General features: G+C 72.3%; 10 protein-coding genes. 6 read left to right on the forward strand and 4 right to left on the reverse strand.

Annotation, left to right across the window (positions count from 1 at the left end; genetic code table 11):
• From AOK23_RS29735 to AOK23_RS29745, 3 genes are all read right to left on the reverse strand, one after another.
• The coding region (locus tag AOK23_RS29735; RefSeq protein ID WP_169800346.1) for a serine/threonine-protein kinase at window positions 1-693 on the reverse strand (693 nt) is incomplete at its 3' end.
• A gap of 265 nt (window positions 694-958) precedes the next feature.
• Entirely contained in the window at window positions 959-3,664 is a 2,706-nt protein-coding gene (locus AOK23_RS29740; RefSeq protein WP_055715686.1) for a protein kinase, read from the reverse strand.
• Between the two features lie 500 nt (window positions 3,665-4,164).
• Window positions 4,165-6,342 (reverse strand): serine/threonine-protein kinase, encoded by a 2,178-nt coding sequence (locus AOK23_RS29745; protein WP_055715687.1) that lies wholly within the window; start codon window positions 6,340-6,342, stop codon window positions 4,165-4,167.
• Window positions 6,343-6,506: 164 nt separating this feature from the next.
• Here AOK23_RS29745 and AOK23_RS29750 point away from each other — a divergent pair, with 164 nt between their 5' ends.
• The gene (locus tag AOK23_RS29750) at window positions 6,507-7,304 is read left to right on the forward strand and encodes a hypothetical protein (protein WP_055715688.1); all 798 of its coding nucleotides are present in this window, start codon (window positions 6,507-6,509) and stop codon (window positions 7,302-7,304) included.
• Between the two features lie 49 nt (window positions 7,305-7,353).
• Here the strand turns inward: AOK23_RS29750 and AOK23_RS29755 are convergent, their stop codons facing one another.
• The gene (locus tag AOK23_RS29755) at window positions 7,354-7,929 is read right to left on the reverse strand and encodes a biotin transporter BioY (protein WP_055715689.1); all 576 of its coding nucleotides are present in this window, start codon (window positions 7,927-7,929) and stop codon (window positions 7,354-7,356) included.
• A 471-nt stretch (window positions 7,930-8,400) separates the two neighbouring features.
• Between AOK23_RS29755 and AOK23_RS29760 the strand changes: the two genes are divergently transcribed.
• From AOK23_RS29760 to AOK23_RS29780, 5 genes are all read left to right on the forward strand, one after another.
• On the forward strand, window positions 8,401-9,639 hold the full coding sequence (locus tag AOK23_RS29760) for an ROK family transcriptional regulator (RefSeq protein ID WP_055715692.1): 1,239 nt from the start codon (window positions 8,401-8,403) through the stop codon (window positions 9,637-9,639).
• Window positions 9,640-9,902: 263 nt separating this feature from the next.
• Window positions 9,903-10,967, forward strand: a complete 1,065-nt coding sequence (locus tag AOK23_RS29765) for an ABC transporter substrate-binding protein (protein WP_055715690.1) — start codon at window positions 9,903-9,905, stop codon at window positions 10,965-10,967.
• Window positions 10,968-10,972: 5 nt separating this feature from the next.
• Window positions 10,973-11,956, forward strand: a complete 984-nt coding sequence (locus AOK23_RS29770) for an ABC transporter permease (RefSeq protein WP_240496622.1) — start codon at window positions 10,973-10,975, stop codon at window positions 11,954-11,956.
• Window positions 11,932-12,750: an ABC transporter ATP-binding protein gene (locus AOK23_RS29775; RefSeq protein ID WP_055715691.1), complete on the forward strand. Its 819-nt coding sequence runs from the start codon at window positions 11,932-11,934 to the stop codon at window positions 12,748-12,750. The genes AOK23_RS29770 and AOK23_RS29775 overlap by 25 nt, the downstream gene beginning before the upstream one ends.
• A 16-nt stretch (window positions 12,751-12,766) precedes the next feature.
• A partial coding sequence (locus AOK23_RS29780; RefSeq protein ID WP_157878194.1) for an NtaA/DmoA family FMN-dependent monooxygenase occupies window positions 12,767-13,546 on the forward strand: 780 nt, incomplete at its 3' end.

The raw sequence follows: 13,546 nt of genomic DNA on the forward strand, positions 1-13,546 counted from the left end.
GCGCACGACCCCGCTCACCACGGCCTGCATGGTGGTGAGCGGGGTCGTGCGCCGGAACGGCGACTTGCCCTCCACCGCCGTGTACAGCGTGGCACCCAGCGACCAGAGGTCCGACGCGGGCCCCGGTTCATGGCCGCGCACCCGCTCGGGCGCGATGTAGTCGACCGAGCCGACGATCTCCCCGGTGCGGGTGATCGTCGTGTCGCCCTCGACCTGGGCGATGCCGAAGTCGGTCAGCATGACCCGCCCGTCCTCGGCGAGCAGGACGTTGCCGGGCTTCACATCACGGTGCAGCACACCGGCCTGGTGGGCGGCGCGCAGCGCGCGCAGCACCCACATGCCGATCCGGGCGGCCTCCCGCGCCTCGACCCGTCCCTGTTCCCTGACCGCGTCGGCGAGCGAGACCCCCTCGACCAACTCCATGACGATCCACGGCCGGTTGTCGTGCTCCAGCACGTCGTGCACGGTGACGACGGCCGAGTGGTTGATCCGTGCCGCCGCGCGCGCCTCCGCCCGGGTCCGCGCCAGCAGGACGGCCTGCTCGTTCTCCGAGACGTACAGCGCGGCCGTCAACTCCTTGACGGCGACGGCCCGGTGCAGCACCTCGTCCCGGGCACGCCACACCCGGCCCATGCCGCCGCTGCCGATGACGTCGACGAGCCGGTAGCGCTCGGCGATGAGCCGGCCCTGCATCTGATTCACGTTGCCCCGCAATGCTCTTGACAGGGTCAGGTTAAGGAGCGGCGCTCCCCCCGGGAAACCGGCACGGCCGCACAGAGACAGCACTGTGACGGTTCTCGCTTCCGCGAGCGGAGCGCAACCTTCCGCCGCCCTCGCGGTTCGGGCTCTCCACTCCCCGGTGCGGCAAGGTCGGCCTGCCCCCTGGAGCACGGTCAACTCCCCCTGGAGCAGGGGCAACTCCCCGTGGCCGCAGGGTCAACTCGCCCGTGGAGCGGGGTCAGCCGGACACCCGGTAGGTGTCCGCGGCCTGCTCGTACAGCCGTGTCACCTCGTCCCGCTCGGCCTCCGGCCCGCGCACCTGCACCACGTGGTACTTGCCGTCGAGAAGTATCGCGAGGTTCCGCACGAACACACCGCGTCCCTCGCTGTCCTGCCAGGTGAACTGCCCCTCGGCCATGGTGACCCCGCCGACCTCGACCAACCGCATGCCCCCGGAGGTGGCCCACGTCGAGTCGCGGAACGGCTGGAGTTCCCGCTCGCCCTCCCGCTGGTACTTCAGCGGATCGCTGCCGTACGTCGCCGTGTTGTCCCGGCCGGGTACGACGATCAGCTCGAAGTTTCCCCGCGAGTAGACGACCTGGCCGCGGCCGTTCTTGGGGCTGCGGTCCCAGCCGGTGGCGACGGCGACCTGGAAGCCCTCGGCGTCCTTGCGCAGGGTGAAGCCCTGGGCGACCTCGGGACCGCCGGTCTGGGTCGACTCCGAACCGGACGACTCCGACGGGCTCGCCTGGCCCTCCCCCTCCTCGCCCCCGTCGGGCGAACTGGAGTTCTGGTCGGGTCGGGACTGGCTGCTGGCCTCCGGCGCGGCACTCGGCTGTCCGGCCGCGTCGCTCCGGCCGCCGTTGCTCACGCCGTCACTGCTCGGCTCGGCCTTCGGCATGAACACCATGGCGTACGCGACCGCCGCGGCCAGCGCGAGCAGGATCAGCAGGAGCAGGGTGCGGCCGAGCTTGCGGGGCTGCGGGGGCCTCTCCTCGCGGGCGCGCCGGTGGCGGGCGTGGACGCTGGTCGCGGGCACTTTGGCGCGGCGCCTACGGACGAGTTCGCCGCGCCGCCTGACGATCGGCAGCCGGCTCGCGTTCACGGGCGGCGCGGCGACGACATGGGTGCCGGCCTCGGGCTCCGGCGCCGACCGCACGAGGGAGCGCAGCCAGCCGCGCAGCTCCTCGAAGTCCAGTCGCTCCGTGGGGTCCTGACGCAGCAGCGACTCCACGACGGGGCGCAGCGGTCCGCACTCCTCGGCGAAGGCGGGCGGCTCCGAGCACACCATCTCCACCAGCTCGGCGGTGTTCTCCTCCGGGTACGGGGCATGCCCCTGCACCGCGCGGAACAGCAGCGCGCCCAGTGCCCACAGGTCCGTCGCGGGTCCGATCGGGGCCGCCAGCTGCCAGTTCTCGTGCACCGGCCCGGCCTGTTCCGGCGCCCAGCGCTCGGTGACCGGTCCCACCACCGCCATCCGCGCCTGCCGCGCCCGCTCGGCGGCGAGCGCCGTGGCGGGCCCCCGTCCGGGCGCCGCCCCGGCGGCGCGGTCCCAGGGCGTGGCGTCCGCGGTCCCGGCGGGCACCGGCACGTCGCTCGTCGCAGCGCCGTCGGGGCGTGCGTCGCGCGGAGCCAGGTGGTTCCGTCCGTCGGTGCCGGGCGCGGGCATGCCACCGCGGGGCTGTGCGCCGTGCCAGGCGGTCGTCGTGCCTCGGGCCGCGCGGACGCCGTACGGGTCGGCGATCTGACCGGGGGGTACGGGGCTCGTCGCCAGTCCGGGGGCGAGGCCGTCCTCGCGGCCGGTGGCCGGGGGTGCCGTGCCGTCGTGGGCCGCGCCGGGCGCCGGCCGCTGGGCGGGCAGCCCGCTGCCGGGGCCGCCTCGCCGGTCGTCCTGGACGCGGGCCGCCGCGCGGGCACCCGCCCGGTACGCCGCGATGGCGCCCGCCCGTGCCGCCCGGGCGTCACCGCCGGCCTCCAGGGCACGCTGCCCTTCCGAGGGGTCGGTGACCGCTCTCGCCTCGATCGCGGCCCGACGCGCCGCCTCCGGGTCCCCGGCCGCGCCACCGGCTCCGCCGCCGAGGGCGGGACCACCGTACGCACCACCCGTCAGGGCGCCACCGGGCGCGGACACCCCACGCGCGCCTGCACCGCCGCCCCCGAGCGCCCCCGGAACCGGACGGGCACCGCCGACGCCACCGGGCCCCACCGCTCCCGCGGCTCCGCCCTGGCCGGCCCCGGACGCACCCGGACCACGCCCGCCCGGAACGACCGGCCCGGCGCCCGTCGTGCCCCGACCATCGCCGGGCGTGCCGGGACGGTCCTCGAAGTCCTGTACGGGCACCGGGTCGTACCCGCACAGGGCCTCCTCGGCGGCCCCGACCGCGAGCCCCGTGAGCATGACGCGGCCGTCGTCGCAGACCAGCACCGTCCGTTCGGTGATGTTGCGGTGCACCCAGCCGTGGGCGTGCAGCGCCCGCAGCGCGGTGAGCACATCGGAGGCGACCTCGGCCGCCCGGTACGGGGTCAGCGGCTGGTCCGCCAGCAGCGCCGCGAGCGGCCGTGCCGGCACCAGTTCGCTCACTATCCACAGCGAACCGCCCTCGGCGAACACGTCGAAGACCTGGTCGAGCCGTGGGTGGTCGGGGATCTGCGCGGCGGCCTGCGCGGCCTCGATCGCCCGCCGTACGGCCGGGTCGGTGGCCCCTCGCGTGGTGCGCGCCGCACCCCGGCGCGCCCCGCGATCCCGGGCCACATACCCCTCGGGCAGGCCGTCCGCGTCGAGCACCTCGGCCTCGACGACCTCGGGCAACGGCACCTGTCGTACGAGGACTTCCTGGCCGCTGTAGGTGTCGAAGGCCCGGCTCTCGGCGAACTCGTAGTCGTCGGTGGGCGGCAGCGGCAGGCGATAGCGGTCCGCGAGTACTCGTCCCGCGTATTCGTCCACGATGCCCTCCCCCGACCGTCTGGTTGGTCACATTCGTTCGTCCGGCGGCCCGTTCCGTGCTGGATGCGTACGGTCCGCAGCCATTCACGATACGTGCCTGAGGCAACCCGCATTGAGGGGATGCGATATCTCACCCGTCTCGAATGCGCTCGAACGCCCTCGATCTTCCCCGGAACACCCGTCCCCGAACTCACCGGGCGGGCACAACTCCCCCGGCCGACCTCGCATCGGAGGAGCTCACACCGCCCCGTGCCCCCGCACGCCCCCGTACGGCGCATCGGGCCGGAGCGGCATCCTCACGGCTCCATAACGAGATGGGCACCGGCGCACAACAGCCGCGCCGCCCTGCCCGAACCGCCGTCGACGTACGCCCGAACCGCTCGTCCACGGGCGCCGCGCCCACCCGGCGCGCCGCGGACTCACGTCATCACACGCACCCCGCCGACCGCGTCCCGCGTGCCTCGGAGCGCCTCCCGCGCGCCGACCGGTGCCCCGGAGCCTCAGGACTTCGGGCGGAACGTTTTGGTGAATGTCCGCCAGGTGTTCTTGCGCAGCTCGCCGCTCCACTCGGACGCCTTGGCGGTGTACATCAGCGCGTACCCCTGCTGCCCGTCGACCACGAACCCGCGGTCGATCGACCGGTACTTCGTCCCGCCCTCCACATAGGTGAACTCCCAGTCGGCCGTGTTCCAGCCCCGATAGTCCACCGCCTCTATGCGGATCCGGTCGTACTGCGCGCGGGTCATGTACTGCTCTTGGTTCTTCCAGTCGGCGACCGGGTCGTCCTTCGGGGTGCTCGTCCACCCCACGAGCAGCTTCTGCCCGTCGGGCCCGGCGAACCGGGCGCCCGCCGCGCCCGTGGACTGGTACTTCCACCCGTCGGGCAGTCCGATGGAGAAGCCCTGGCCGCTCTTGTACGTCTCGGCGGAGATGTCCTTCGAGGACCCGGAGCCGCCGGAACCGCCGGAACCGCTCGACGTGTCGGAGTCGGTGGACGGCGAGTTGTCCGTGGAGTCGTCCGACTCCGTGGCCTCCTCGGAGGTCTCACCGTCCGGGCTGGGGACCGACCCCGCGTCCTCGTCCTTGCCGTTCTTGTCCTCGTCCTTGGCGGCGCCGTCCGAGGAAGTCCCGCTGGACACGACGGCCTTGGTGCCGGCGCCCTTGCTGTTGTCGGCGCTGCCGTCGCCGCTGAACGCGAACGCCAGCACGGTCCCGAGGACCACCAGCGCCACGGCCACGGCGATGACCGCGAGCGTCCGCCGCGAGACCACATCCGTGATGGGCGCCCTGGGCACGGGCCGCGGCGGCAGGTCCGGCGGCGGCACCTGCGGCCACCCCGAGGAGGTCGCACCGCCCGCGACGGTGTCACCGTCGCGCGCCCCGACCGCCCCGGCGACCGGCTTGCCCGAGGCGCTCCCGGCCTTCGCGGCACCGGCAGCCGCGGTCCCGGCGGCCCCGGACGAGAGCCCGACCGACGCGGACTTCGTGGTCACGGCCGTGGCCGACTCTGCGGGCTTGGCAGGCGTGGTGGGCTTGGCGGGCGGCGCGGACGGGGTCGACACGGCCGCGCCCCGCGTGTTCCCGGTGGTGCGCCGTGCGGCCGCGCCGGACGCGCTGCCGGGCGTGCTCGGCTCGGCGGACGCGGCAGCGGCCGCCCCCGTCTCGGGCGCGCCCTTGCGCATGGACCAGCGAGGCGCGCGAGGCCGCTCCCCGGCCTCGTCGCCCCGCTTGGTCCCGAGCGCGCCGAACCCGCCCTTCTTGGGCCGCTCCTGAGGCACCACCGGCAGCGGCACGAGCTGTGTCGCGTCCAGCGGCGCGGCGTCCTTCGGGTCGGGCGCGTGGATGACCGTGTTGAGCATCGCCCGCGCGCCCGCGTCGTCGAGTCGCCGCTCGGGGTCCTTGGTGAGCAGTCCGAAGATGACGTCCTTCAGCGGCCCGCCACACTTCGGCTCCGGGACCGGCTCGGTCATCACCGCGGTCAGCGTCGCTATGGCCGACCCCTTGTCGTACGGCGGCACGCCCTCGACCGCCGCGTACAGCAGACCGCCGAGCGACCACAGGTCCGCCGCGGGGCCCGGCTTGTGCCCGCGCGCCCGCTCCGGCGAGATGTACGAGGGGGCGCCCACGAGCATGCCGGTCGAGGTGATGGACGGGTCGCCCTCGACCTGCGCGATACCGAAGTCGGTGAGGACGACGCGGCGTCCACCGGTCCGGCGGACGAGGACGTTCGCCGGTTTGATGTCGCGGTGCAGAACGCCCTGCGCGTGCACCTGGCCCAGCGCGTCGACGAGTTCGAGGCCGATCCGGGCCGTCTCCCGTACGTCGAGGGGGCCTTCCTCGAAGAGGAGCCGTTCCAGGGAGCGGCCGTCGACCAGTTCCATGACGATCCAGAGCCGCTCGCCCTCGTCGACGACGTCATAGATGCGGACGACGTGGGGGTGGTCGATGCGGGCCGTGGCCCTGGCCTCCCGCAGGGTGCGCTCGCGCCGGGTGCGGGTGTCCTCCGGGTCGAGGCCGTCGATCCGCATTTCCTTGACCGCGACCTGCCGGTCGAGTATTTCGTCGGCGGCCCGCCACACCCGCCCCATTCCGCCCTGGCCGATGCTTTCGACCAACGTATAACGGCCGGCCACCACAAGCCCCGGCACTCCGCCCCTCGTTATTCCCGGCACCCCCATGCCCCCCTTCGACCGACACGTGCCCACTTCCGCAACAGCCGAACCAAAAAGTCGCGCATTGGTCACACTTCTCGCCGCTCCAGCATAGTGGCGAGAAATCTTGTGGTACCTCTTCAATGGCCGTGAATTCAGGCACGGCCAGGGGGACGCAAGGGGGATGGAACATGAGTTCTCGTCAGGGGAAGACCAGGACGGCCATCGCGGGATCGCTGCTCACCGCGTCGTTCTCGTCGGTGATGATCCTCGGCTTCACGGCCTCGGCGGATGACGAGGGGGGATTGAGCGATCACGGCGGAAAGGTCATGGACACGGCGCCGGCAGGGGTGAAGCTGTCGACGCTGCTGTCCAAAGAGATCAAAGTCGACAACAAGTCCCAGGAAACGGAGATCTCCGGGGTCGTAAAGAACGAGGGAAGCAAGGCGAGTGGGAAAATCCGTCTGCTCGTGGTCGGTTTCGACGGCCTGACGGTCAAGAATGTCGAAGGCTGCACGGAAATCGCCAAGGGCGATCTTCCCGATGGGGCCAACAGTGGTTTCGCGTGCGCGATCGACGATCTGGCGGCCGGAAAGTCGAAGACTTATGCGATCGACGCGACCTTCGACCTGAAGAAGAAGGGCGACATCTGTCTGCCGGTGCAGAACGCCGACGGCTCGAAGACGTTCTGGCAGCAGGGTCCGGTGCCGTTCGGCACGACGAACCAGTCGCCCAACGAGCCGGCCACACCGCTCCTCCTCGGCACCGACAACAGCCCGGTCACACCGGGCGGCGGTGACGGAGGCGACGGGAACGGAGGAGACGGGAACGGAGGCGGCGGTGGCGGCAAGGACGACAAGCCCGACGAGCTGCCGCAGACCGGCCCCGCCGACCGGGTCCTACCGCTCGGCATGGTGGGCGCCGCGCTGATCTCCGCCGGCGCGGCGGGCCTGTGGTGGAACAACCGGCGCGCCCGACAGGAGACGTGACGCGTGGGGGCGTCGCAGGGAGCGACGCCCCCACACAGGAACTACGGCGTCACTTGTCGAGCAGCTTCCACGCGGTCGGCAGCGCGCCCATCGCCAGCGCGGCCTTGAGCGCGTCGCCGATCAGGAACGGGGTGAGGCCGACCGCGACGGCGGAGGCGAGGGTGATGTCGGCGGTGGCGGCGAGGTAGGGGACACCGACGGCGTAGATGATGGCCTCGCCCACGAGCATCGTGCCGGCCATGCGCAGCACGGAGCGGTCGGCTCCCCGGCGGGCGAGGGCGCCCACGGCCGCGGAGGCGAGGATCATGCCGAGGATGTAGCCGAAGGAGACGCCGACGCCGGAGGTGCCGTTCGCGAACCACGGCACGCCGAGGAGACCGGCGAGCGCGTACAGGGCGAGGGACGCGACACCGCGGCCGGCGCCGAGCGCGGTGCCCACGAGCAGCGCGGCGAAGGTCTGCCCGGTCACCGGAACCGGCGAGCCCGGCACGGGCACGGCGATCTGGGCGGCGAGCCCGGTCAGGGCGGCGCCACCGACCACCAGCGCGATGTCCCGCACACGGGAGGCGGGGAGCAGGTCGGCGAGGACCTGACCGGTGCGGGCGGGGGCGACGGCCGTACTCATGGGGACTCCGCGAGGGTAGAGGGGAAAGAAGGGTGTACGTGGCATCGAACACGGTGACGCTATCCCAGCGGTCATGAACAGGACACCGTCAGCCGTCGACAAAGGCGGGAACGACCGCATGGTGGGCTTTCGACAATGACCTTGGGTTACATCGGGCAGGCGTGACGCCGGTCACTGAGGTGGAGTGGCTTGTGCCACGTCGGCATGGTCGGAGGGGTCTGTAGGGATTCACCAATCGGGTGATGGGGATGGACAGATGCCGTCTCGCCCGTCGGTCGCCGTCTGGGCAGAGGTGGGCCGCTTTGCTAGCTTCGGGCGCATGGTTGCCCAGGCCCGGTACTTCTCGTCGCGTCGCTACGTCGACCTGCGACGTGTCGGCACGGCCACCTGTCGCCGCCCCGGGTGAGGCGGCTCCGGCGCGCCTCGCCTCACGACGGCGCAGTGTCGGACCCGTACCCGAGGATGATCGCGATGCCCCGTACCGCGGCAGCACCCACTCTCTCCCCTTCCGTTCCCCGTCGCTCCCCTCTTCCGTCCCGTTCCTCTCCCGTGCCGCGTGCCGCCGACAGCGACCGGCGGCGGACCAGTGCCAGCGTCGTACTGCGGTCCGTGCTGGAGCACGGGCCGGTGGCGCGCAGCACCATCGCGCGGGTGACGGGGTTGTCGCCGGCCTCGGTGACCGACCACTGCGCCGGGCTGGCGCGGTTGGGGCTCATCCGGGAGGCCGAACCGCCCCGGCAGTCCAAGGGGTCGGGGCGCCCGCACGTACCGCTCGACCTGGACGACTCGCGGTTCGCGGTGGCCGGGGTGCATGTGGCGGTGCCCTACACCACGGTCGCGCTGCTGGATCTGCGCGGACGGGTCCTGGTGCGGCGGGAGATGAAGCACAACGGCACCACCGATCCGGCGGTGGTGCTGGCACGCGCCGCCGACGGGATCGCCGCGCTGTCGGCGGCCCTGCCGGGGCGCCGGCTCCTCGGGGTCGGGGTCGCGGCCGGTGGCTGGGTGGACCGGGAGACCGGGACGGTGGTGGAGCATCCGCTGCTCGGCTGGCGCGAGGTGCCGGTGCGGGAGGTGCTCGGCGCCCGCACCGGGCTGCCGGTCCATGTCGACGGGCACGCACGGGCGTTGGTCGGCGCGGAGCGGCTCTTCGGGCGGGCCCGGGGCAGTCGGAGCGTGCTGCATCTGTTCGTCGGCAACGTGGTGGACGCGGCCTTCGCGACCAACGACGAGGTGCACCACGGTCCGCGCTCCCAGTCCGGGGCGATCGCCCATCTGCCGCTGCCCGGTGGGACGGAGCCCTGCGACTGCGGGCGGACCGGCTGCCTCCAGGCCGAGTTGAGCGAGCGGACGCTGTGCCGGCGGGCACGGGAGGCCGGCGTCATCGCCGGGGTGAACCCGACGCATGTGGTGGACGCGGCGGCGGGCGGCGACCCGGTGGCCGTACGGCTGCTGGTGGAGCGGGCGCGGACGGTGGGGCGGGCCGCGGGGCTGCTGCTCGACGTGCTGAACCCGGAGACCGTCGTCGTCACCGAGATCGGGGTCATCGCCCGCGAGGACTGCCTCGTCGCGCTGCGGAGCGCCGTCGCGCACGACCGGGCGGCGGACGTCAGGCCGACGAGCTTCCCGGACGCCGTACTGGCCACAGCGGGCGGTGCGGTCGCTCTGGACGTGCTCTATCGCGATCCGCTGGCCGCCGCGCCCCGGTGAATTAATTCAGAAACTCCGAATGTTGACAGCCCCGACGCGAGACCGGGAACATCATGTTCATGCTTCTCACGACCTGTCGCACCCTCTGTTGCTGACACGTTGACGCGCCCCGGGCGCGTTCTTCCTCCTGCGTGGACGCCCGCTTCTCCGGCCTTCTCCCGCAGTGATTTCTCCTTTTCCGGCGTCCGTTCGCCGTGATTTCCGTGCGCGTTCCTGCCTCGCGCTTGCTCGCGCTTTTCCTGTGAACCCCAGGGGGTCCTCCCATGCCTTCGTCCGCCCCGCCCGGTCTCGACCGGCGTCTCTTCCTCACCTCCCTCCTCGGCGTCGGCGCCGCCGCCGTCGGGCTGAGCGGCTGCGCCGACAGCAGTGCGGCGACCGCCGAGACGGCCGCGGACGCGCCGCTGGCGACCAAGGTCCCCCGGGGCACCAGCCTGAAGATCGCCTCGTTCCAGAACCAGCAGCAATTGCAGCTGAAACTCGCCGGATTGGGCGATCTGCCTTTCAAGGTGAGCAGCTGGGCGAACATCGGGGCCGGTCCCGATGTCATCAACGCCTTCCGCTCCGGTTCCCTGGATGTCGCCAACAACGCGGGAATCCCGCCGATCCAGGCGCATTACCAGGGTTATGACGCGAAGATCGTCGCGATCAACATCACCCGCAAGCCGAACTATCTGTTCGCCACCAAGCCCGGCAGCGACATCACCTCGGTCAAGGAATTCAAGGGCAAGAAGCTCGCCTTCTCGCAGGGGCAGGCACAGGGTGTCGTGCTGCTGCGGGCGCTGAAGCAGGCGGGGATCGCCTACGACGACGTGGAGCTCGTCCCGCTGACCAGCAACCAGTTCCTGACGGCCCTCCAGTCCGGCCAGGTGGACATCGCGCCGCTCGGCAACCAGCAGGCGCCCGCCTATCTCCAGCAGTACGGGGCGAAGGGCGCCCGCACCATCACCACCGACGTGGTGGACCTGCTCAACCTGCTGTGGGCGCCGACCTCCGTACTGGCCGACTCGGCGAAGGCCGCGGCGGTGGCCGCGTACATCCCGTACTGGGCGAAGGGCGCGGTCTGGCAGTACGAGCACCCGGACATCTGGAACGAGGAGTTCTACGTCAAGACGCAGAACCTGACCGCAGCCCAGGCGAAGTCGATCAGCGATCTCGCCAACAAGCCGCTGTTCCCGCCCCGTTGGGACGAGGCGATCAAGTGGGAGCAGGAGACGGCGGAGCTGCTCGCCGAGGGCGGCTTCGTGAAGAAGTTCGATGTCGGCACGCTGTTCGACCGCCGCTTCGAAGCCATCGCGGCGAAGGCCGTGCCCGCGGAGTACCGGAGGTGACGGCCATGACCACGAGCACCACGAGTACGGCGAGTACGGCGAGTACGGCGAGTACGGCGAGTACGGCCACTACGGCGGAGACCGCGAAGGCCCAGTCCGACCAGACCCCGCCCGGCAAGTCCCCGTCCGGCAAGTCCCCGTCCGGCGCGGCCACCCCCTCCGGAGCGGCCGGTACGTCGGTGGCCGTCGGGGCGGCGGCACAGGTGCGCAGGCGACGACGGCTCTCCCCCGGGCGGCGGCTGCCCGCCTCCCGGCTCGTCGGCCCGCTGCTCTTCCTCGCCCTGTGGGCCGCCGCCTCCGCCGCGGGGCAGCTGGACCCCGCGGCGGTGCCGGCCCCGTGGACCGTGCTGGAGACCGGTGTCCGTCTGTGGACGGACGGGACCCTGCCGACCGACATCCTGACGTCGCTGCGCCGGGCCGGGGCCGGGTTCGCGATCGGGCTGACCGCCGGGATCGCGCTCGCCCTGGCCTCGGGGCTCAGCCGGACCGGTGAGGCGCTGATCGACGGGACGGTGCAGCTGAACCGGGCGATCCCGACCCTCGGTCTGATCCCGCTGTTCATCCTCTGGCTGGGCATCGGCGAGACCTTCAAGATCGCGATCATCGCCATCGTCGTCTACATCCCGATCTACCTGAACACGCACGCCGCGCTGGCCGGCATCGACACCCGCTTCGTCGAACTCGCCGAAGTGCAGGGCCTGTCACGGTTCCGGTTCATCCGCGAGATCGTCATCCCCGGCGCGCTGCCCGGCTTCTTCGTCGGACTGCGGCTCGGGGTGACCGGCTCCTGGCTGGGCCTGGTCGTGCTGGAGCAGATCAACGCCACCAACGGACTCGGCTATCTGATGTTCCAGGCCCAGAACTACGGCCAGAGCGACGTCATCCTCGTCGGGCTGGTCGTCTACGGGATCTTCGGCCTGGTCTCCGACAGCGCGGTCCGGCTCATCGAACGGAGGGTGCTGTCATGGCGACGCACACTGAGCAGCTGACGGCCACGGGGGCGGCGGCGACCGTCACGGCCGAGCGGACCGCCGTACGGCTGCGGGGGCTGACCCGGTCGTTCGAGGGGCGCGCGGTCCTCGACGGCATCGACCTCGACATCCCCGCCGGGCAGTTCGTGGCCCTGCTCGGGCACAGCGGCTCCGGCAAGAGCACCCTGCTGCGGGCGGTCGCGGGCCTCGACCACGAGGTCGCGGGCAGCGGCGGGCTGACCGCGCCGCAGCGGGTGTCGGTGGTGTTCCAGGACTCCCGGCTGCTGCCCTGGAGGCGGGTGCTGGACAACGTGCTGCTGGGCACCGAGGGCGAGGAGAAGGGGCGGGCCGCCCTCGCCGAGGTGGGTCTGAAGGGGCGGGAGCGCGCCTGGCCCAACGAGCTGTCCGGCGGTGAGGCCCAGCGTGCCGCGCTGGCCCGCTCCCTCGTCCGGGAGCCGGAACTGCTGCTGGCCGACGAGCCGTTCGGCGCGCTGGACGCGCTGACCCGGATCAGGATGCACGCGCTGCTGCGGGAGCTGTGGGAGCGCCACCGCCCCTCCGTCCTGCTCGTCACCCACGACGTCGACGAGGCGATCGTGCTCGCCGACCGGGTGCTGGTGCTGGAGCACGGCCGGATCGGCCTCGACCTGACCATCGACCGCCCGCATCCGCGGACGTACCGCGATCCGCTGCTCGGCGAGTACCGGGAGCGGCTGCTGGCCGCGCTCGGGGTGACCGAGGCCCCGGAAAGCGCCGCGGAGGCCCCCGGGCGGGCGCCGAGCACAGCAGTGACCGCAGCGGACCACCAGTGACGTCGAAGGACCACCCATGACCACCAGACAGCTTCACCTGAACGCGTTCCTGATGAACACCGGCCACCACGAGGCGTCGTGGCGGCTGCCCGAGAGCGACCCGTACGCGCATGTCGAGCTGGACCACTACGTCGGGCTCGCGCGGACCGCCGAGCGCGGCACCTTCGACTCGCTGTTCCTCGCCGACGGCCCCCAGCTGTGGGGGAACCTCGCGCAGCGTCCCGCCGGGGCGCTGGAACCGCTCACCCTGCTGACGGCCCTGGCGACGGCGACCGAGCACATCGGTCTGATCGCCACCGCGTCGACCTCCTACAACTCCCCCTACAACCTGGCCCGCAAGTTCGCCTCCCTCGACATCATCAGCCGGGGCCGGGCGGGCTGGAACATCGTCACCACCGCCGGCGCCGAGGCGGCCCGCAACTTCGGCCTGGACGCCGAGCCCGCACACGCCGAGCGGTACGCGCGGGCCGGCGAGTTCCTCGATGTGGCGCTGAAGCTGTGGGACAGCTGGGAGGACGACGCGATCGTCGCCGACAAGGCGTCCGGTGTCTGGGGCGACGACGCGAAGATCCATCCGCCCCGGCACCGGGGGACGTACTTCAGCGTCGAGGGCGCCCTCAACGTGCCGCGCACACCGCAGGGCTACCCGCTGCTCGTGCAGGCCGGGTCCAGCGAGGACGGCAAGGCGTTCGCGGCGCGGTACGCGGAGGCGGTGTTCACCGCCCAGCAGACCATCGAGGACGCGCGGGGCTTCTACGCCGACCTCAAGGCCCGTACCGTCGCGGCCGGCCGCGAC

The organism is Streptomyces torulosus (genome assembly GCF_001419765.1).
Classification (GTDB): Bacteria; Actinomycetota; Actinomycetes; order Streptomycetales; family Streptomycetaceae; genus Streptomyces; species Streptomyces torulosus.